This is a genomic window from Pollutimonas bauzanensis (genome assembly GCF_040393045.1).
In the GTDB taxonomy this organism is placed as follows: Bacteria; Pseudomonadota; Gammaproteobacteria; order Burkholderiales; family Burkholderiaceae_B; genus Pollutimonas; species Pollutimonas bauzanensis_A.
Genome location: NZ_JBEBUX010000039.1, coordinates 1 through 19,237, shown reverse-complemented (window position 1 = coordinate 19,237; position 19,237 = coordinate 1). Strand labels below are relative to the sequence as shown.

19 protein-coding genes are annotated in these 19,237 nt (G+C 54.5%); 5 read left to right on the top strand and 14 right to left on the bottom strand.

The window, feature by feature from the left end; translation table 11 throughout:
- Positions 1 to 10: 10 nt before the first annotated feature.
- From sufC to sufT, 5 genes are read left to right on the top strand one after another with little or no spacing between them, the layout of a single operon-like run.
- Entirely contained in the window at positions 11 to 778 is a 768-nt protein-coding gene (sufC, locus tag ABWO67_RS08205) for a Fe-S cluster assembly ATPase SufC (RefSeq protein WP_353150159.1), read from the top strand.
- Positions 775 to 2,082 (top strand): Fe-S cluster assembly protein SufD, encoded by a 1,308-nt coding sequence (gene sufD, locus ABWO67_RS08200; RefSeq protein WP_353150156.1) that lies wholly within the window; start codon positions 775 to 777, stop codon positions 2,080 to 2,082. Before sufC ends, sufD begins: the two co-directional genes overlap by 4 nt.
- Entirely contained in the window at positions 2,079 to 3,341 is a 1,263-nt protein-coding gene (locus ABWO67_RS08195; RefSeq protein ID WP_353150153.1) for an aminotransferase class V-fold PLP-dependent enzyme, read from the top strand. The genes sufD and ABWO67_RS08195 overlap by 4 nt, the downstream gene beginning before the upstream one ends.
- On the top strand, positions 3,334 to 3,789 hold the full coding sequence (gene sufU / locus ABWO67_RS08190) for a Fe-S cluster assembly sulfur transfer protein SufU (RefSeq protein WP_353150150.1): 456 nt from the start codon (positions 3,334 to 3,336) through the stop codon (positions 3,787 to 3,789). The genes ABWO67_RS08195 and sufU overlap by 8 nt, the downstream gene beginning before the upstream one ends.
- Positions 3,790 to 3,799: 10 nt before the next feature.
- On the top strand, positions 3,800 to 4,354 hold the full coding sequence (gene sufT / locus ABWO67_RS08185) for a putative Fe-S cluster assembly protein SufT (RefSeq protein WP_353150148.1): 555 nt from the start codon (positions 3,800 to 3,802) through the stop codon (positions 4,352 to 4,354).
- A 58-nt stretch (positions 4,355 to 4,412) separates the two neighbouring features.
- Here the strand turns inward: sufT and ABWO67_RS08180 are convergent, their stop codons facing one another.
- The 14 genes from ABWO67_RS08180 to ABWO67_RS08115 form a co-directional block, all read right to left on the bottom strand.
- Positions 4,413 to 5,237: a response regulator transcription factor gene (locus ABWO67_RS08180; protein WP_353150146.1), complete on the bottom strand. Its 825-nt coding sequence runs from the start codon at positions 5,235 to 5,237 to the stop codon at positions 4,413 to 4,415.
- Between the two features lie 298 nt (positions 5,238 to 5,535).
- Positions 5,536 to 5,844, bottom strand: coding sequence for a curli-like amyloid fiber formation chaperone CsgH (gene csgH, locus ABWO67_RS08175; protein WP_353150143.1), 309 nt, complete (start codon positions 5,842 to 5,844; stop codon positions 5,536 to 5,538).
- Between the two features lie 121 nt (positions 5,845 to 5,965).
- Complete coding sequence (locus tag ABWO67_RS08170) at positions 5,966 to 6,649, bottom strand: hypothetical protein (protein WP_353150140.1); 684 nt, start codon at positions 6,647 to 6,649, stop codon at positions 5,966 to 5,968.
- A 98-nt stretch (positions 6,650 to 6,747) separates the two neighbouring features.
- Entirely contained in the window at positions 6,748 to 7,686 is a 939-nt protein-coding gene (locus tag ABWO67_RS08165) for a CsgG/HfaB family protein (protein WP_353150138.1), read from the bottom strand.
- Positions 7,683 to 8,153 carry a curli assembly protein CsgF gene (locus ABWO67_RS08160; protein ID WP_353150135.1) on the bottom strand — a complete coding sequence of 157 codons (471 nt, stop codon included), beginning with the start codon at positions 8,151 to 8,153 and terminating at the stop codon, positions 7,683 to 7,685. Before ABWO67_RS08160 ends, ABWO67_RS08165 begins: the two co-directional genes overlap by 4 nt.
- The gene (locus ABWO67_RS08155) at positions 8,154 to 8,660 is read right to left on the bottom strand and encodes a curli production assembly/transport protein CsgE (RefSeq protein WP_353150132.1); all 507 of its coding nucleotides are present in this window, start codon (positions 8,658 to 8,660) and stop codon (positions 8,154 to 8,156) included. It abuts the gene before it with no gap.
- A gap of 209 nt (positions 8,661 to 8,869) precedes the next feature.
- A complete protein-coding gene (gene pgaD, locus ABWO67_RS08150; protein WP_353150129.1) occupies positions 8,870 to 9,343 on the bottom strand; it encodes a poly-beta-1,6-N-acetyl-D-glucosamine biosynthesis protein PgaD in 474 nt (157 codons plus the stop codon).
- Positions 9,340 to 10,668, bottom strand: a complete 1,329-nt coding sequence (pgaC, locus tag ABWO67_RS08145; protein ID WP_353150127.1) for a poly-beta-1,6-N-acetyl-D-glucosamine synthase — start codon at positions 10,666 to 10,668, stop codon at positions 9,340 to 9,342. Before pgaC ends, pgaD begins: the two co-directional genes overlap by 4 nt.
- The gene (pgaB, locus tag ABWO67_RS08140) at positions 10,658 to 12,691 is read right to left on the bottom strand and encodes a poly-beta-1,6-N-acetyl-D-glucosamine N-deacetylase PgaB (protein ID WP_353150124.1); all 2,034 of its coding nucleotides are present in this window, start codon (positions 12,689 to 12,691) and stop codon (positions 10,658 to 10,660) included. The genes pgaC and pgaB overlap by 11 nt, the downstream gene beginning before the upstream one ends.
- A 9-nt stretch (positions 12,692 to 12,700) precedes the next feature.
- Complete coding sequence (pgaA, locus tag ABWO67_RS08135; RefSeq protein WP_353150122.1) at positions 12,701 to 15,151, bottom strand: poly-beta-1,6 N-acetyl-D-glucosamine export porin PgaA; 2,451 nt, start codon at positions 15,149 to 15,151, stop codon at positions 12,701 to 12,703.
- A gap of 443 nt (positions 15,152 to 15,594) precedes the next feature.
- Positions 15,595 to 15,930, bottom strand: coding sequence for a hypothetical protein (locus ABWO67_RS08130; protein WP_353150119.1), 336 nt, complete (start codon positions 15,928 to 15,930; stop codon positions 15,595 to 15,597).
- A 13-nt stretch (positions 15,931 to 15,943) separates the two neighbouring features.
- A complete protein-coding gene (locus ABWO67_RS08125) occupies positions 15,944 to 17,371 on the bottom strand; it encodes a TolC family protein (protein WP_353150116.1) in 1,428 nt (475 codons plus the stop codon).
- Between the two features lie 11 nt (positions 17,372 to 17,382).
- Positions 17,383 to 18,525, bottom strand: coding sequence for an HlyD family secretion protein (locus tag ABWO67_RS08120; protein WP_353150114.1), 1,143 nt, complete (start codon positions 18,523 to 18,525; stop codon positions 17,383 to 17,385).
- A gap of 20 nt (positions 18,526 to 18,545) precedes the next feature.
- Positions 18,546 to 19,061, bottom strand: a complete 516-nt coding sequence (locus tag ABWO67_RS08115) for a DUF3302 domain-containing protein (RefSeq protein WP_353150111.1) — start codon at positions 19,059 to 19,061, stop codon at positions 18,546 to 18,548.
- Positions 19,062 to 19,237 lie beyond the last annotated feature (176 nt).

Sequence of the window (19,237 nt, the reverse complement as noted above, 5' to 3'; positions counted from 1 at the left end):
AGAAGTAAGAATGCTGAATATTAAAGATTTGCACGCCTCGGTCGAGAATAAGTCGATTCTGCGTGGTTTGAACTTAACAGTGAATGCAGGCGAGGTGCATGCCATCATGGGACCCAATGGTTCCGGTAAAAGCACGCTGTCGCAGGTGTTGGCAGGACGCGAAAGCTACACAGTGGAAAGTGGTTCGGTGGACTGGATGGGGCAAGACCTGTTGGCCATGCCTATCGAAGAGCGTGCTCGCTCGGGCTTGTTCATGGCCTTCCAATATCCCATCGAAATCCCAGGGGTTTCGAACGCGTATTTCCTGAAAGCCGCTGTCAATGCTGTGCGCCGCCACCAAGGCCTGCCCGAGCTGGATGCCATGGATTTCCTTAAACGCGTTAAAAGCGAAATGAAAGCCGTGGGCATGAAGGAAGAGTTTTTGTATCGCTCGGTCAACGAAGGCTTTTCCGGCGGCGAGAAAAAGCGCAACGAAATACTGCAAATGACTTTGCTCGAGCCCAAGCTGGCAATTCTGGATGAAACCGATTCCGGTCTTGATATCGACGCCTTGAAGGTCGTGGCCGACGGCGTAAATCGCTTGCGCTCTCCGGAGCGCGGGCTCATTGTCATTACCCACTACCAACGCTTGCTTGACTATATCGTTCCCGATTTCGTGCATGTGCTGTCGGGCGGTCAAATCGTTCGTTCAGGCGGCCGCGAGCTCGCCCTGGAGCTTGAAGAGCGCGGCTACGGCTGGATTAAGGACGGCGCACCCGGCCAAGGAGCCGCGGCATGACCACTGCACAAACCTGGGTGGGCGATTTTACGGCGCGCGAGCAGGGTTTTGCAGGCGCCAATGTGCCTTGGCTTGCCGCTATGCGCAAGCGGGCTATCGAGCGTTTTGCGGACGAAGGCTGGCCTTCCACCAAACAGGAAAGCTGGCGCCACACGTCGCTTGCCACGCTAGCACAACAAACGTTCTTGCCGGCAGCCAAGGCTTCTGCGCAGGCGCAGGCGCAAGCCGTGCGCCAGGGCGAGCCTGGGCATTGGCTGGTGTTTGTCGATGGTTTGTATGCGCCCGAACTATCGGATGTCGGCGCACTGCCGGCAGGCGCTGAAGTGCGCGCCTTGTCGCAGGCCTTGGTCGATGCACCTGATCATGTACAAGACGGCTTCGGTAACGAACGCCAGGGTTCCAGCATCGCTGCCTTGAATCTGGCGTTGATGTCGGATGGCGCTTTTATTCGCCTGGCGCGCGGGGTAGTGCTGGAACAGCCCATTCATTTGGTGTTTATTGCAGCAAGCGAACAGGCAGCAAGTTTTCCGCGCAATATCATTCAGGCTGACGCGGGCGCTGCAGCCGACATCGTCGAGCATTACATCGGACAGGGCAGCAGTACTACCCTTACGAATACCGTTACCCGCGCGAACTTGGCGCCGGACGCCCGTATTACCCATATCAAGCTGCAGCAGGAAACTGAACAGGCTTTCCACCTTGGCATACTCGATGTCGAGCAGGCCAAGGGTTCTGTTTTCAATTCTCACTCGATGTCGTTTGGCGCGCGTTTGGCCCGGCACGATATCGTGACTACGTTTACCGGCCAGCGCTGCGAAACCTTGCTCAATGGTTTGTACTACGTCGATGGGCGGCGCCATGTAGACCACCATACCTTGATTGGTCATGCGCAGCCGCATGGCGTCAGTCGGGAATACTATCGCGGCATACTCGCCGACACAGCCCGCGGGGTATTTGGTGGACGTATCCTGGTTTCCCCGGGAGCCGATGGTACAGATGCCGTACAGCGGTCCGACAGCTTGTTGCTGTCGCGTCTTGCCAAGGCGGACGCGCGGCCGGAGCTTGAAATCTATGCTGATGACGTTAAATGCGCGCACGGCGCCACCGTTGGCCAAATCAGCGAAGAAAGCATGTTCTATTTGCGTACTCGCGGCATGAACGAAGCCGACGCCCGCAATCTGCTGACCTATGCGTTTGCGGCGCAGGCGCTCGAAAGAATAGAAATCGCTTCGGTACGCGAACGGGTAGCCGACGCCATACGCATGCTGCTGCCCGGAGAGGCACAGGTAGGGGAGCCGGCATGAATGCGCCTACAATCCTCGGCACCCATGCGCCTGTGCTAGGCCGTGCGGCTGATTTCCCCATCCTGTCGCGGCCCGTGCAGGGCCGTCGACTGGTGTATCTGGACAATGGCGCTACAACACAGAAGCCGATCCAGGTCATCGAAGCCGAGCGCCAGTTCTACGAGCAGTCCAATGCCAATATTCATCGGGGCGTGCACTGGTTGTCGCAGCACGCTACCGATCTGTATGAGCAGGGGCGCGAGCGCGTACGCAGCTTGCTCAATGCCGCGCGCCACGAAGAAATCGTATTCACTCGCGGCACAACAGAAGCCATCAACCTGGTCGCTTTCAGTTGGGGTTTGTCGGCGTTGAAGCAGGGTGACGAAATCATCCTGACCGGCATGGAGCACCACTCGAATATCGTGCCGTGGCAGTTGCTTTGTGAACGGACCGGCGCGGTTTTGCGAGTGGTCCCCGTCACCGATAGCGGTGAACTGGATATGGACTCTTATCGTGCGCTGCTCGGATCGCGCACACGGCTGGTTGGGGTAACCCATATTTCCAATGCGCTCGGGACTATTAATCCGGTTGCTGAAATGATCCGCCTGGCCCACGAGGTTGGGGCCAAGGTGCTGGTCGACGGCGCTCAGGCGGTTGCCCATGAAGTCGTTGACGTCCAGGCGCTGGATTGCGATTTCTACGCTTTTTCAGGCCATAAGTTGTATGGCCCTACCGGTATCGGCGCGCTGTATGCACGTTACGACATTTTAAAAGACATGCAACCATGGCAGGGCGGCGGCGACATGATCCATACCGTCAGCTTTGAACGTAGCACCTATGCGGACGTACCTCAGCGGTTTGAAGCTGGCACTCCCAATATTGCAGGTGTCGTGGGCCTGGATGCCGCTATACGCTATGTGCAGGAAATTGGTCTTGATGTCATCGCCGCTTACGAACAGTCCCTGCTGTCAATCGCCACAGCGCAGCTCGAGCAATTGCCAGGCATACGCCTGATTGGCACGGCGGCGCATAAGGCAGGCATATTGTCATTTGTTGTCGACGGTATACACCCGCATGATCTGGGCACCATTCTGGATATGGAAGGCGTTGCCATACGGGCTGGCCATCATTGCGCCATGCCCCTGATGACGCGTTTTGGCATTCCGGGCACAGCGCGGGCTTCGTTCGCCTTGTACAACACGCAAGAAGATATCGATGCGCTGATCGCCGGGTTGCGCAAGGCGCAAAAACTGTTTGGGACAGGACCTCAGGATGACTGAACAATACGGTGATTTACGCGAGCTCTATCAGGAAGTCATCTTCGATCACAATCGTCGTCCGCGCAACTTCCATGCGATGCCCGATGCCAGCCATACTGCCGACGGACATAACCCTTTGTGCGGCGATCAACTGACGATCTACGCACAGGTCAAAGACGGCATTATCGAAGATGTCAGTTTTGTAGGGCATGGCTGTGCGATTTCCACAGCGTCGGCGTCGTTGATGACTGAAGCGGTCAAGGGAAAGCCCATTGCGGAAGCCGAGACGCTGTTCCGGGATATGCACATCATGCTTACCGAGGCGCGTCCTGAAGGGCGCGATTTTGGCAAGCTAGAGGTGCTTTCCGGGGTTCGTGAGTTTCCGGCACGGGTGAAGTGCGCCACGCTGGCCTGGCACACCTTGCACAATGCCATTACCCAGGCCCAGGATACGGCGCGTACCGAATAGGAGACCTGTTATGAGCTATGCAAGACAAGAAGTTATCGTCAATCGGGACTGCCCGGCAGTTACTGTGCCATACGGTTCGCCCGTGACGATCGAAGAGGGCTGCTCTGCCACGATTACGCAACAATTGGGCGGCAGCTACACGGTGGTGGTCGAAGGAAATCTGTATCGTATTGAGGGCATCGATGGTGATGCACTGGGGTTCGAGCCGACCGAAGAGCAAAAGCTTGGGCACGATGGACCGGTTACCGCTCAGTCAGTCGAGGACTACGCCTGGAGCGTTTTGTCGACATGCTACGACCCGGAAATTCCCATCGATATCGTGAACTTGGGGTTGGTATACAGCTGCAAGGTCTTGCCAGCCAGCAATGAGCAATTCCGCATCGAAGTACAGATGACGCTTACTGCTCCAGGATGCGGCATGGGCACCATGATCGCCGACGAGGCGCGCAGCAAGCTGTTGTCCATACATGGCGTGGAAGAGGTAACGGTAGACTTGGTCTGGGATCCGCCTTGGAGTCGCGAGATGATCAGCGAACCCGCACGGTTACAGATGGGGTTGTTGTAATGTGTGATGATGCATTGCCGGTCTGCTGAGAAAGCGTGATCAACAGACCGGCGAATGCTTAGGAGCCGGCACTAGCGCCTTGCCTGAACAGGCCGTTGGTTCTAAGAGAAATACCTGGCTGCCCGTCGGCATTAGGCTTGGGTGTGTCGGCATCGCTGTTATGCGCTCCGCTAATAGATGCCCAACCTAACGTAGCCCCCCGCGAAACCGCCGCATACACCGCTGCATTTCGGTTGTGCACATCAAGACGCTGGTACAGCGTTTCGGTGTGCGCTTTGGCCGTAGCCACTGAAATGTTCAGGTAGCGGCCTACCGTTTTCATCGGATAGCCGCGGGCGAGAAGGACTAGAACTTCGTATTGCCGAGGCGTTAGTCCCAGCATTTGGCACTCGGAATTAGCTTCTGGCGCCATTTTGTTGGCAAGCTCGGCAGCGGGCGGCCATTTTACCGGTTCGTACACTGGCAGCAGCGATTTTGGGGTGTGCGCCGGGACAGAGTTTGAACGCAACGGGAAACATGTGCCGCCGGCTAAAACCAGGCGTACCGACGCTTGTAGCACTTCATGCGAAACATCCTTGGGCACATAACCTGCGACAGAAGCCGGCAGGCCTTTGGCGGAATTGGGCATTTCGCTGTTTTCAGAAAGCAGCAGCATGGCCTTGGGTGAATAAACGCGATCAGCGGCGGCGCTTAGTTCGTAGATATCTTCTAAGGACGGTACCGATAGCAATAAAAGGTCGCAATGTCCTGCTTCCGCAGACTCGTTCGAAAGATGAGCATAGTCGGCCCCCTCAAGTTTTACACTTGGCGCAACATCTGATAAAAGTTGCAGGATGCCGAGCCGTAGTAAAGGGTGGGGCTCGACGACAATAATGATCGGCATTTTTTCTTCTTCCTAAGTTCCACGTCGCTTTGCTGTTTGCGTCGCTCGGGAGACTGAAGTATCGAAATGATCTGTGGATCTCATTGCCCAAGGCAGATTACGTTACAACAGGGCATATAAGGAGCATATCTTTACAATATCTTCAGCCATCTGTCAGGTCTCGTTCTAAACGAAACAAAATGATCTGGTTGGATCATTACGTTTTATATGGTATTGGCACATCGCCTATTGTGCAAGTGTTTGTTTACTTTAAGAAACAGGCGTAAGTGTATACCCTGAATGCGCTTCCCAAATAACATCATCTGGGACAATCAAAATGATAATTCCTGTCGGCAACGCCGCTTTCGGACAATACCAGATCTATGTGACAAACATCGGTCGGCGACCTGCTCAATGACATGCGCGACAATGCAGCCGGTACGTTCGCAGAAACAGACACCACCCCGCCTTGACCCATCACAGATTTACCGCCACTGCCTTCTTTAACGGTACGTACTTTGTAGCGCAGCGTCACGTTTTCGCTGCTCTTGACGTACGGCACTATAACAACAGGCTGGGTTTTCGCGTAGGTTTCCAGCCAAACCTGAATATCGCTATCAGCAGTCATTATCTTCCCCTTTTTTTGTTATAAGGTGGTTTTCTGAGTGAAAAAATATTACTGTTACGAATGTCACGGGCATGTAGGGTGCCCGTGACAAGCCTAGATCTTTGCCTAGGTATATGGTTTGTTACTGTTGGTTGATGTAAGCCACGTTGGCATAGCCGCTAGCCTGCGTAATGGAGGCTGTCTTGTTGGCACCGGTTTGAAGGATGACGGCTTCTTGCCGTGCTCCCGCTTGGTAAATGCTGCCCCTCAGGTTGCTGCCGCTTTGGTCAATGTAGCCATCGTTTCGATAGCCCGTTTGAGTGATGCTGGCAATGTCTTGGCCGCCTGTTCCTGCTTGAACAATGCCGGCAACGTTGCGTGCGCCGGCCTGGGTAATGGAGGCCTCAACGTTGCTGCCTGTTTGCGTGACCCAAGCGTCGTTGCTCCAACCGCTGATTTGGTTAATGGATGCGGTTTGGTTGACGCCATTGCTCCAGCTGCCGTCGACCCAGCGCTTATGGCCATAGAAATATACCCAGTGGCCGTCGCCCCATGCGCCGCCTTGATCGATCGTTGCTGTGCCGAAACTGCCGTTCTGATCGATGCGGGCATTGCCATTCTGGACTTTTTCCTGCACTACGACACCATCGTTACCAAACCCGCTTTGATTGATCATGGCAATAGCGGACAGGTTGCTGGTTTGTTCTACTGATGCGTCGTTGTACCAGCCAGTTTGATAGATTGTTGCGTCGTCGGCTGCCATTGCCGCGGTGGCGCCATAAGCGAGAGTGATACCCAGGGCGAGTGCGGACAGTTTGATACTCATTGTATTTCTCCTCAAGATAAAGACCACGCTTTTTTAAAGCTAACCCAGCGGTCTTCGGAGCCGGGCTCGCGTACAACCTACCGTTGGCGTGTCAAGGTTTAGTTTGATACGGCAACAGCAGTGGCTGTTTCGTTGGTGTTGGCTGCTATCTCCAGCGCGCTGGAGGCGTAGCTGGTTTCTTCTTTCAAATAGTTCTGGATAATCGGCAGATTCCAGTCGCTTTCGTTTTGAAGTACCCAGTTTTTGTCTTTCAGACCCTGAACAGTCAAGTGCAGAACTGCGGCCTCGATTGCTTCCTTCACGCATAACTGAGCAGGTTCGTTGCTGGTCACGCCGCCTTCGATTTCAAGCAGGTCTTTGAAATTCACGAACTTATAGACGCTCGGACGCACTTCGTATGAAAAAATGGTTTTGGTCGTCGAGACGGTCTGCAGCACTTGACCTGTTCGTATGTCTACGCTGCGCAAGCCGATAGTTACCTGATCCATGCGATATTGGGTAGACAACCCCACGCCCAGGAATCTGGCGCCCAGGCCGCCGGTACGGACATTGCTTTCGTAAGAAATGATTCCACCATCTATCAGAATGGAGGCAGGTACGAGTGCCGGGATCTTTATTTCCGGGGCATCCTTGTCCTGAGAGCCATCCAGGGCGCGAACTATCCGGCGTTCGGTCAGGAGTTCTTGCAGGCTTTCCCGTTCGACGGGCGTAAACCAGCCGGATTCTTTCAGCGCCCTCACCAGCATCGATGCTGCGCCTTGTGTCACTGATGTTGAAAAGGAGCTATCAGGTTGGGGTTTGTATTGGCCAGTCTGGTCGCGGAATCCATAGACAGCGACTACAACCTTGCCTTTTGGCGGCGGCAGCTTACGCAAGTCATGCGACGATGGCGTAGGAGGCGTCAGCTTTGCGGCGGTAGCCACCTGGACGGGGGTGCTGGGTACCGCACAGGCGCCCAGCAGGCCGCAAGTGATCATAGCCATGCTGATCTTTGCGATGCGCGGATATAGAGCGCTATTTTTGTTATTGCTTTTCATGCCGGATTACTCACATGGAATATCGTCGATGCGCCTGATATCTTGTCTGTCGTTGTAATGGTCAGGTCATTCGGGTTGGTTGGGGAAACCACGACATTGATGATGAAGCTGGTGGTCTCCAGCCTGCCGGGTATGAAGTTGCCATTGCTGTCTATGATCTGGGAGCTGGCCGCGATGGAAAGGCGGCTGACGATGTTGCGTTCAATGGATTCGTTGAGAATTTCGGCAGGGGTCTTTTCCTCGATGCCGAATTGGTCTGATCCAATGTCCGGGTCGGTATGCTTGTTGGTGGCTAACGCCGAGTTCAACAGCACAGATCCGTTCAGCGGGCTGCCGCCGAATGATGGGTTGAATGGGTAGTAGACGAGTTCTGTTGCTGCAGCCTGGCCTGCCAAAGCCCAGGATGCAATTAACAGCGCTGTACGCAGGCGATATTCTTTCTTCTTGGACACGATTGCTCCTTTCATTTACATCTCCTCGGGACCCAGGTCAGGGCTTTTAACCAACATGCGTTCGACTTCACTGTCGGCGATGTTTTGATAGACAATATCTACCGCCATGGCGCTGATTTTTTTTGTAGCGGCTCGAGCCGGCGGCAAGAAGATGTGAAACATCCGTTTTTGTCGGAATTGCACCCATATTTCGCTGCCAAAACGTGCCGATGGGCGTTCGAAAATAGTGATGGTGTATTGGCTGTCGACGTCTTTTTGACGCCACTGGGTTGTAAATCCTTGGTAGAAATCCTTGCCCAGTACGGTGATGGTGCGATTTACAACGACGCCAGATAGTGGGTCGTCGAAGACGCTTTTTCGAGTTTCCGTGGAACCATTGACCTTGGCTTTAGGGAGCGTATCGTTGGCGGGGGCTGTCTTGGTTTGGACGTCCTTGGTCACGGGTAGGGCGGCAGCCTGCACCACTGCACAACTGAGTGCTATGACTACCTGAGCCCCTACGGTGACGACGATCTTGCGCATGCTGCCTCTCCCCGCTGTTTTTTCTAGTTACTTATATGAATCTTTTTTTTACTGAAGAAACGAAATGATTTGATATATCTTATGTTCCTACGCCATTAGAAACATGCGCTAGAAGGCGTAATCCAGGCTCGGCCTTATTACTTAGGATTCAGGGAGGGCGGCCTACTCCAAATGGCTTACTTGATAATCTGGCGGTGTGACCGTGTAAATCAGGCCACTTTTGCCACGTCGTAAAGGGCAGGGCGTTGGGCGGCCTGCATGTGCAGCTGGTCGGTTTCCAGATGCGCAATGGCGCCATCATTTGAGTGGTAGATAACGGTGACCCGGCTATCCTGGATTTCGTGCAACTGGTTCGTGGAAAGATGAAAGTGCGATGCCACGGTGTCGTCGTCGACGTAGGTTGGAGTACGGCCCTTAAGAAGGTCTTTGAAAAAAAGCTTGTGATAACGCGCCCATAACACAATGACCAGCGTGTTGAACGCGGCGACCAAAAGGTAGGCGGTCAGGGTCGTAATGGTCGGCAAAAACGGCTTTAACACACCTATGCCTGGGCTGTCATAGGTACCGTCGATGATGCTGACGACTCCCTTGGTGAACAAATAAAAAAAGCCCATCCATCCCAGTGCGGTCAGAAGACTGTCGATGGCCATGGCGAAAGTAGTGCGTTGTGTAGTGATGATCATGTCAACTCCTTGATGCCGCGATCAGGGCTGGACCAGCGTGCGCGCTGGCGCCGGATGCGCAACATGACTTTGGGGAAACTGAAAAGAGTGGTGAAAAGATTGATAATCCAGTAAGCAAATGGATACCAGATGATCCAGTACAGCGAGCGATGCAGATTAGGTTCATAACGACGGTCAATAAGAATGCTGACGACGAACTGCATCAGGCATACCATGGCCAGCACCATGCCGGTAAACGACGGCGGCATGAGGATCGAGACTTGAATGTTAGGCGGCAGCGTTGTTACGTGGCCTAACAGCCACAACACGATGGAAAGGGCGAAAGCAAAAGCCCATGCAACAGACAAACAGTATTCAACTAATAAGAGCCATAAGCGTCGATGCCTCCAGTTCCAGATAGTGAGCAGGTTTTTTAGAAATACTTCAGCGCCGCCCTGTGCCCAACGCACGCGTTGTTTCCATAAACCATGCAGGGTCTCGGGCATCAATATCCAGCACAGTGCGCGTGGTTCGTAAAAGATGGACCAATGCTCGCGTTGCAGTTTCCAGGTGATGTCGATGTCCTCTGTAATCATGTCCAGGCTCCAGTAATCGACCTGGTCGAGCGCCTTGCGCCGAAACGCGGTAACCACTCCGGAAACGGTAAACAGCTGGCCATAAACACGTTGGGTGCGCTTGATGAGTCCGATAATCGACGAGAACTCCCCCACTTGTATCCTGCCGATCAGCGTAGACCGCGTACGTATCCGCGGATTGCCGGTTACTGCGCCAACCCGCGGGTTGTTGATCAAGGGGGCGACCAGATAGCTGACGGCGTCGGTATCCAGCAGGGCATCGCCATCGATGCAAACCAGATATTCGCTGCGGGCAGCCATGGCGCCCATGCGCAAGGCCATAGCCTTGCCCTGGTTTTCGGCTAGGTGAATGACCCTCAGTCGGGTATGTTCGGCCGTTAGCCTGTCGAATAGCGCGGCGGTACCGTCGGTTGAACCATCATTGACCGCAATGACTTCAATATTTGGATATTCCTGTGCCAAGGCCGCCAATATGGTGTTTTCGCCATGATCTTCCTCGTTGTAGCAAGGGATGATGATCGTAATCAGGGGATGGCCGGGAAGTTGTGGAGGACGATAAGGCCGCCATTGCCACTTTCTTTCCCACTGGAACCAGAAGTACAGTCCGCCAGCCATCCATATGCCGGACATGAACAGGGGGTAGAAGAAGACGAAGCTGAGCAATACGCTGCTGGTAAGGACTAGCGTAAGCCCGAATGGAGCGCCAAGTGCAATGCACAGGACCAGGAATGCAATGAGTCTATCTATCATGGAATGGGTACCAGGCATTGGAAATGGCCGGCCGGATGATTTCCAGACGGGGCTGATTTTTTGTAAAGTCATCGGGGTAATAGCCGAAACTGCGTGCGCCGCTTAATTGCAGGCGCTGTAGCCAATGCGCCATTAATGCGGAATCCACGTGGCCGGAGTCCTCCGCTCCGTTGGAAGGCCGCCAGTCTCGTCCTTGCACCTCGAATACCGTTTTGTTCATCGCGCCGGGCCGGGAGGCGACTGTTGTAACAAGCTTGTCCAGCCAGGCGTCTGCCTGATCCGCAGGAATTCCCTCCATCCAGGGCATGGCCATGGGGGCGGTCCAGTCGTAAGTGGCCAGAAAATCATCCAGGTTCTGCGCAAACCATGTTTCGCTTTCCGGGTTGAGAATAGGTTCGGCAAAAATATTGCGTGCTGTCTTGATGTACGGGCCGCGTATTTCGCGCACGTGCTGGGCGAGTGTTTTCGTGAAATCAGTCAGGTATTGGCTTTTATAACGAGTCCAACGCTGCAGGGTTGCCGGGTCGGCTCGCAATTCCCTGATGCTGCCTGGTAGTCCCGCGTTTTTATATGCGGCTAGCGCTTGCGGCCCGGCATCTTCGAAATCGGACAACAGCGCATCGTCGTGAAAAAGAATGCCGTTGAAAAGAGCATGGCTAGCCAGGTCTTCGTATAAATCGATGATTTGCCGGCGGGCAACCGGATCAAAAGGTGATAACCGCCGGTACTGATTTGGTGCGATGGCTACGGCTTGGGTCTCCGGATTCCAACTGGTTACGCGTGCGATAGTGGGAGCCAAGTCGAAGCTCAGCACTGGCATCCAGGCGTATACATCGACAAAGGCGCGGCTTTTCAGCTGCCAGGCTGCGCGATTGAATAAATCGGCGCGCATCGGTAGATGCCGATTGGGAAAATAGACCGATTTCACTAGCCCGTCTCCCTGCGGATCGGCAAACGCTTGCAAAAACACGGTGGTGATTTTCATGTCGGCAATGCGCTGCACCAGGTCGCCCAAGTTGCGATCCATTTGCTCGGGATCCGGATCGTACACATAGTCCAGGTCAACATGCGCAACTCGCATGGTCTCCGTGTTTTCCATCACCATGGCGGTGTTTGCGAAGTTGCGCAGGGCCGGATCGTTCGATACCAGCACACGCGGGGTATTTGTCAGGTTATCTACCGAGGCCAAGCCAGAGTCCAGGGTTAGTACCAGAGGGTAGCCATGCTCCGTGACAACCTTCAGCGCAACGCCGCTGGCAGCGCCGTAAGGCCATACCCATACTCGGGGACGTTTGCCCGTGACTCGGAGAATTTTTGCCGTGATTTGGCGAACATCGTCAGTGATGCGTTTCTTATAAGCTGCGTCTGTTTCATACAGGCCGGTTTTGCTATCGTAAGCATGGGCCGCGGCAGCGGGCAGCAGGTTACCCTGTGGATTGGCGGGAATACCGTAATGCAAGGCATTGGTATGAGCGCCGATTTCCACCAGGCCAGAGCGCGACATCTCCTTGACTTGTGCCCACGTAAGGAAGCGTTCGCGCTCCGTGAGTTTGCCTCCGAAATCAACCATCTGGTCGGCAGGTGTATCCAGCCATACGCCTACGGGAGCAAGGACGGCTGGCCACTTGTAGGCCTTGAGCAGGGGGAAGACACGAGTATAAAAACTGCGATAGCCGTCATCAAACGTCAAGAGCAGCGCCTTTTCCGGCAACGGTGCGCCCCCCCGGCTGGCCTCGAGTATCTGATCTACGGTTATCGGCTGATACCCATTTTCTCTTAACCATGCGAACTGTTCTTCCAGATGCGCGGTGCTGACGCTGACATAAGTCTGGTCAGGGTCGCTGTCTTCTACATCGTGGTAGGCCAATACCAAGTATTTATTGGCAGGCCAGGGCTGGTTAAAGCTATGTTGCGGCCTCTGTTCGGGGGCGACAAATGCCGGGATATCCTTGGCACATCCTGCCAGGAAGATGAGAAAGCAGAGAAGACTAGCCAGCGAGCGTATGGGAAAAGGAGTAAACATCGCAACTCTCTAAAAACGGAAGTTCATTTCAAACATGATGCGCACTTCACGCTCACGCACGCCGTCATAAGGCCTACTGGTGCCGATGACTGTGCCGCCAATGTCGAATTGGTTGTTGTAGTGGTAGCGCATGCCATAACCCAGCGCGCCTATGGCGCCGCTGCCGTAGCCTCGTTGCGCATACAAGCCGGCACCCAGCAGGAAATTTTGTTCCCACGAGGTTTCATAGTGGCGATACAGGGTATGCGTCAGGTTGAGTGTGGGCAGGATCTCCAAGTCCGCACGTGGGTTGAAATAGGGGACGTCCTCTAACGAGTTATGCGACGCTGAAATGTTTAGTTGAAGATCCGCTTTGAGCTTGGGGGATGTGTATACCCGTTCTCGTCCTGAAATGTAGGTTGCCAGACGCTTATTGCCATCGCTGAAGCGTGAGGGCGATAGCGAGAATGTCCACTCTCTAAAATCGTTTGCCCGCCAGCGTACGAATGCGCCCAGACTGTTGGATGAAATATCGCTGCGTAGTGCGCGCAGTGGTGTTTCACGAGACCGGAACGCAGCGCCCCCACCGACTTGCCAATGGTCGTTCAGGTCATAGGCCACTGACGCGCGCGCGCCGGGCTTGGTGCCGTAACCATAGTTATTCGTGGATGCTTCCAGTTCTGCAGTCAGGTCACGGCCGCGCCATTCGACCCCGGTGCGCAGCCAGCGATAGTGGCCTTTCCCTTCTTCGAAATCGCCTTCGGCGTAGCCGCCGCCACCGAAAACTCGCCAGTTGTAGTTCAGCGGGGCGGAATACAACACCGTGTCGATATCAAAGTCGCCGCTGCCGATGACTGGGCTGTCCGATGCAATGCCACGATTGCCCGTCACTTTCAATTCGGCTTTATTGTGCGTGGCCCATCGTCGGGCAAGGTTGTCGGTCGACTTTTCTTCGGGAAACCGAACTGCCAAATCCAGCGCCAGCGTATTGGCCTGACGCCATTCCTGCAGGTCCATGGCTGTGATGCCTTGTCCGGCTTCAATTTCTACGGCCCGGGGTTCCAGCGCCTCGGCCATCTTGAGTTGCTTCTCAGCTTTCCTGGGCTGAGCGCGTCCTCGATATACATTGGCCAGGGCAACGTGCAGGCCGACATTCCCGGGCGCCAGGCTCACCATCTCTTCGAGTTTGCTTTGCGCGGCAGGAGTGTTATCGACGTAGAACTCGCCAAGGGCCGCAGTTTGTTCTGAATAAAGATGCAAGTCATTGGGGATCTTCATGTTCACCCCTTTAATGCGCCGCCATGTAGGCTGTTCGGCCCGGGCTTGCTCGATGACTTGCACGGAGTCATCGAATTGCTCGCTTTCGATCAGCGAATAAAATAAACCCGTTTCGTTGGCCAGGCGTTCGCCTGGGCTATCCATCTTGCTGCCATAGTCCAAGGTTTGTTGATACAGCTTGGCAGCGATTTCGGGTTGGCGCAGGTACAGATAGGCTGCGGCGACGTCGTTCAATACGTAGCGCGGCACATCAATGCCTTCGGCTAGCAAGGCGTTGTAGCCGTCAACGACGTCTTGCATACGCATGCGTGTATGCAGTGCCTGCAGGCGATCAGCACGGATACGCAATAGCTCCGGGCGTGCCTCAGGTCCCAGGGCTTCCCATGCGGGAATAAGGCGGTCGTACTCGGCGAGCGCCCGGTCGGCGATGACGAATCTTTCACTCTCCTGCCTGGCGGGCAGGTCAGCCAATCTGGACAGTTCCGCAGCGTAGTCGGCTTCAAGATTGCGTATTTCCTTGGCATTCAACAAGCCGGGATTTTGCTTGGCGACACCCAGTGCTGCCAGAGGGATGCCAGCATGCTGAAGGGATTCAACATACTCACGATTGACATATTTTTTTTGCGGAGCCAGGCTGCGAGCCTGGTCGGCCTCTTGTAAGGCGGCGTAGGGAAAACCGCTACTTTTATAGGCATAAGCGAGCGCCAGACGCAGATCGGTTTGGCCAGGGTGTTTGTCTACCTGTTCCTTCCCCAAGCGGATCGCGTCTTCGGCTTGGCCGGCATCGGCCAACACCATGATCTCTCCAACAGTGAATGCGGCGTTTCGCGGATAGCGCAGCCGGCCGTGCCGATATTGATCCAAAGCGGCGTCCCAGCGCTGGGTGTCGCGATAGGCTTGTGCTACGGCACTCAGTACGTCCGCTGGCATGCGATTAGGAGCCGGCTGCAGCATCTCGTACGCGGCAATCGCTTCGTCGCTTTTTTTAGCCCAACTAGCAATCAGAATGTGGTCGTAGGCCGCTCGCAAGTCCCGGGGGTACTCGGCCCCATGCTGGCGCAGCATGATCAAGGCAGGTTCATAGTTGCCAAGGCGGGCTTCGCGTATTCGCGCGTCATATTCGGTTCGCGAGACCCTTGCTGATGCTACATTTGCCGTAAGCGATACCAGCAATACAAGTGTGCAATTAAAGGCTAATTTCATGATATTGCTCGTTAGCTTGAAACGAGCAATATCATTCGGTTTACGGACTGGCACATAGCGTTCGTTCCCCTGCTGTTTTCGTTCGTTCTGATGAGTCGAGTCCGCGCGTCACTATGGCCAAAGAGCGGAGGATTCTGGTGAGTCGTAAGAACCCGCCCTGGTCGGTGTTTTTTAATGTTTTGACACAGACTTCTTGCGATCAATAATAGAGACGAACCCAGCTAAGAAGAATGCGGTATATGGATTAGGCAGGGGTACAACGAACGACGTAGAGCCAGCGTCAAGCTAGTGTTTTCGGCGTGGGGAAAATGACCCAATACAGGTCGTTGCAGCGTTGATGAGCAGCTGCTTTATGTTTGAAATGTGGGATGTCCAACATCAATCAGCTTGTAACTATTTTGTCGGCCTTGCTGTCGGGCTTTGTTAACTACCTCGTCGCATGATTAACAACTACGGAATGACGTAGTCACTAGCACGATGCGCGTGGCAATAATGACGTACGCAACGATGAGTCCCAATTTAAGAATGTCGGGATGCCGCAATTTGTTTAATTGATGCATGCCGTCGAATAGGTTCAAAACGATCAGTATCAAAGCGATGCCAACAACTCCGTAACCGAGCAAGCTTTGGAAGGTCGAACCTACAAATACGCCAACGGGATGCTCTAACTGAAAGCGGCCGGCCGCCAGCAGCAGGGTACACATCAACAGGTTCCGCAGATGATCGAAGATCAGCTTCACCTTGTCTTGTAAAAATAACCGGTCTAGTACTTTCAGCATGTCGTACTCGCAATTATGAAGGGTTGGCCACCGCAACAGGCACCACTGGCTCGAAGGCTCCTCCCAGCGCCAAATGCAGATTGATGCGTTGTACTAGCCGTTCGGCCAAGACGGTCTCCTCATCGCTACGAGCGCGGTTAAGTTGCAACTCTTGCTGCAAAACATCATAAGTGTCTACTTGGCCGACCCGTAACTGAATGCGCACTAATTCCACGGCACGTTCGTAATGAACGACCTTCGCGCGCAGCGCTTGCTGACGCGCCGCCAAGGTGCTTTCAGCAGACAGGGCATTTTCAACTTCAGACATCGCACGCAAGATAGTTTGTGTGTACTTCACCACAGCTTCTTGCTGCTGCACGGTTCTGATTTCCAATACCGTTTGTCGTTGCCCACCGGTAAACAATGGCCAAACAAGCGAGGCACCTATGGGATACAGCGTTTTTTTCGTATCAACAAAGCCAATGATTTCCTTGGCCATGCGGCCGACTCCGCCGAAAATGGAAAGTGCCGGAAGCCGTGCTGCACGGGCTTCCTGTACGCTGAAAAACATTGATTCAAATTGCTTGCGCGCCGCAGCCATGTCAGGGCGGCGCTCTACGATGTTTATCGGCGTTCCTGTCGTAGGCAGCGCGGGCACATCAGGCAATGTGCTTGCCACATTGATAGAGGCTGCCGGATAGCGGCCCAGCAAGGCCTCAAGCCCGCGCAACGCAACAAGACGGGACTGCTCCAGGCTTTGCATTGCATCGATATAGCTTTGTCGCTGGGCCTTTACCAGTGCGAGATCATACTCAGTAGCCTGCCCAATTCGCCAACGTGTATCGATTACCTGAAGCTGATGTTCGCTATCGGCAAGAGCGTCGTGGATCAAATCAAGCTGCCGCCCTGCAAGTATTGCTGTTAGCCACGCACGTAACGTTGCCGCTGCCAGTGATTGGCGTGCATAAGCATAGTCGGCTGTCGCAGAGTAGTAGTCCGCTTCGGCTGCTTTACGCTCGGCGCGTACACGTCCCCACAAATCGATTTCCCAACTGAGCATTAGGCCAATACCATTGGAACTGGCCGCTCCGCCCGGCGTGGGATCGGTTGCATACTGAGCGCCAATGCCCACGCTAGGCAAGAGCTTTGCGCTCGCGATGCCTACTTGCAGGCGCGATTGCTCCAGTCTTAAAGCCGCTATACGCAGGTCAGGATTGTTGGTCAGCGCTTCGGTGATCAGGGCTTGGGCATTGCCATCATCGCCAAACCCAAGCCAAGCCGGATCGAATTCAGCAGCTTTTCCGGCGCTGACCCAGTTGGCAGGCAACGGGGTTGCCGCCAAGGCCTGCTGCGTGATCTCGCTGTCTGCTGGCGGCGTCAAATTGGCGCACCCGTCCAGCCCCAATGCCACTGTAATGGCAAGGCCGCCGTGGCATAGCTTTCGAATGGCCGGGTACGCCATAAAAGTGCCTTTTAGTGCAATTTGAAGATAAGGTAATCAAGCTTGCTGGATGCGCGAAACATGACTTTGCGCACCAGATGCAATGCGCTAAGGTGGTCGGTGTAAATAGCTGCTACGCCACGAGCCCCCATGGGCAAGTCCCATTTCTCGGGGTCGGTGACATTGATTCGTACGGCATACTGTAATGGCCTTGGGGTCATTGCTCCTTGAACGCCTTCTGTCGGTAGGGCTCCGCTGGCCTGGAACTGGCCTTGCGCGTTAGCCCATACTATAGAATCAACCGTACCCTGGATAATCTGGCCAGGACGAACGTGCAGTGCGATCTCGACGGGATTGCCAGGCGCGACATGGGTGAGTTGGTTCTGATCAAAAAAGCTAACAACACGCTGATTGGTTTCAACAAAGCTCATCACCGGGCGTAAGGGCAACGCGGCAGCGTACGAGCCGGGCCGCACTTGAAGATTGATGGCATAGCCATCGTCGGGAGCAAGTATTACCGTCTGCTCAAGCTCCCAGTGCGCGGTAGCCAATTGAGCCCTGGCCTGTGCGACCGTCGATACTTCCCCATCGACCTGCGAATCCAGCATCAACGTAATGCGTTGCTCTTCGGCCTTGGCGGCCTTGCCTGCCGCTATCAACTGCTTCACTTCGGCGGCATACTGCTCGATATCGTAGCGCTTGCCTGCGCCTGCGCGCGCGAGGACTCTGGCCTGTCCGAGTCGAATTTTAGCCAGATCAAGCTGCGCTTGAGTCGATGCAGAATGTGCCCGGGCTGCATCCCGTTGTGCGGTCAACTGGGCGGCGTTGGCTTGCACTGTTGCAAGGTTCGCTTCCAGGGCCTTGATTTGAATTTGGAAAGGCTTGGGGTCAAGCTTAAGCAATGTGTCGCCTTTGCGTATCAACCGGTTGCCTTCGATGGGTACTTCCAATACCCGGCCGGTAACACTGGGTACGATTTCCACAACGTAATTGGCGACGCGTACTTGAGAGCTCGTAGGCGCAATGACGTTAAGTATGAATATCAAGGCAATGATTCCGGCGAGGCCGACGGCCACGACACCGACTTGCGATTTGATATTCCAGGGGAGCAGTTTGAATTTAATGAAAACCAGCCAAACCAGCCCACCGTACACCAATGCGATGACTTCAAGCATATAGGCACCTTAACCAGGGTTTAGGAGATTGGACTATCGTGTCGGCTAGCAAGGGCCGGCGAGGATACCTCCTGTGTGGTGCTCAAGGCCATTTTTAATGATGCGACTTCCATCTCAAGCTGGGCGATTCTTTGATCTGGCGTTTGCGCAGATGAATCGGGCAGGGGGGAAGACTCAGCCTCTAGTTCGGCGTAGTAATCGTCATGTTTGTCGCGCCCATAGGCAAGCTTGTAGCCAACGGGCTTAAGCGTTGCCCACAACCAAGCCAGCGGCCAAAGCAGGCCGCCGAACACCAGGGATAGTAGGCAGAGCGTTTGTATGGCTTCTTTTTGCGGGTGCTGCCGTTTTTCAGCGATGATTTCCGGCATGACATGGACCTTCCAGAACAGCCATATCACTAATATCGGCACCAAGACAATGACAATCCATACGAAGACATCGGCAATAGCATTGGCGGTTTCGCCGCTAAATGCCCATGCACCCATGGGCGCCATGGCACAGGATAAAGCTAGCCAAAATAATCGGACGGGTTTCATTGAAGAGCCCTGAGTGCCAGAGGTTGTGTCCGTCCAATTACGACTTCAGCTTGGACGTGACTTAACAACGTTAACCATGCTTCGCGTTTGCCGCGATTTTAGCACCGCGCTATTGCGGGACACTATTTTTTTATGCGGAAGACTTCATTTTTTTTATATATGTTCAGCCTACTCCC

What these genes read in the sequence shown, in the direction of transcription:
- sufC (WP_353150159.1), top strand. Translation starts at nt 11, where the DNA reads ATGCTGAATATTAAAGATTTGCACGCCTCGGTCGAGAATAAGTCGATT.
- sufD (WP_353150156.1), top strand. Translation starts at nt 775, where the DNA reads ATGACCACTGCACAAACCTGGGTGGGCGATTTTACGGCGCGCGAGCAG.
- ABWO67_RS08195 (WP_353150153.1), top strand. Translation starts at nt 2,079, where the DNA reads ATGAATGCGCCTACAATCCTCGGCACCCATGCGCCTGTGCTAGGCCGT.
- sufU (WP_353150150.1), top strand. Translation starts at nt 3,334, where the DNA reads ATGACTGAACAATACGGTGATTTACGCGAGCTCTATCAGGAAGTCATC.
- sufT (WP_353150148.1), top strand. Translation starts at nt 3,800, where the DNA reads ATGAGCTATGCAAGACAAGAAGTTATCGTCAATCGGGACTGCCCGGCA.
- ABWO67_RS08180 (WP_353150146.1), bottom strand. Translation starts at nt 5,237, where the DNA reads ATGCCGATCATTATTGTCGTCGAGCCCCACCCTTTACTACGGCTCGGC.
- csgH (WP_353150143.1), bottom strand. Translation starts at nt 5,844, where the DNA reads ATGACTGCTGATAGCGATATTCAGGTTTGGCTGGAAACCTACGCGAAA.
- ABWO67_RS08170 (WP_353150140.1), bottom strand. Translation starts at nt 6,649, where the DNA reads ATGAGTATCAAACTGTCCGCACTCGCCCTGGGTATCACTCTCGCTTAT.
- ABWO67_RS08165 (WP_353150138.1), bottom strand. Translation starts at nt 7,686, where the DNA reads ATGAAAAGCAATAACAAAAATAGCGCTCTATATCCGCGCATCGCAAAG.
- ABWO67_RS08160 (WP_353150135.1), bottom strand. Translation starts at nt 8,153, where the DNA reads ATGAAAGGAGCAATCGTGTCCAAGAAGAAAGAATATCGCCTGCGTACA.
- ABWO67_RS08155 (WP_353150132.1), bottom strand. Translation starts at nt 8,660, where the DNA reads ATGCGCAAGATCGTCGTCACCGTAGGGGCTCAGGTAGTCATAGCACTC.
- pgaD (WP_353150129.1), bottom strand. Translation starts at nt 9,343, where the DNA reads ATGATCATCACTACACAACGCACTACTTTCGCCATGGCCATCGACAGT.
- pgaC (WP_353150127.1), bottom strand. Translation starts at nt 10,668, where the DNA reads ATGATAGATAGACTCATTGCATTCCTGGTCCTGTGCATTGCACTTGGC.
- pgaB (WP_353150124.1), bottom strand. Translation starts at nt 12,691, where the DNA reads ATGTTTACTCCTTTTCCCATACGCTCGCTGGCTAGTCTTCTCTGCTTT.
- pgaA (WP_353150122.1), bottom strand. Translation starts at nt 15,151, where the DNA reads ATGAAATTAGCCTTTAATTGCACACTTGTATTGCTGGTATCGCTTACG.
- ABWO67_RS08130 (WP_353150119.1), bottom strand. Translation starts at nt 15,930, where the DNA reads ATGCTGAAAGTACTAGACCGGTTATTTTTACAAGACAAGGTGAAGCTG.
- ABWO67_RS08125 (WP_353150116.1), bottom strand. Translation starts at nt 17,371, where the DNA reads ATGGCGTACCCGGCCATTCGAAAGCTATGCCACGGCGGCCTTGCCATT.
- ABWO67_RS08120 (WP_353150114.1), bottom strand. Translation starts at nt 18,525, where the DNA reads ATGCTTGAAGTCATCGCATTGGTGTACGGTGGGCTGGTTTGGCTGGTT.
- ABWO67_RS08115 (WP_353150111.1), bottom strand. Translation starts at nt 19,061, where the DNA reads ATGAAACCCGTCCGATTATTTTGGCTAGCTTTATCCTGTGCCATGGCG.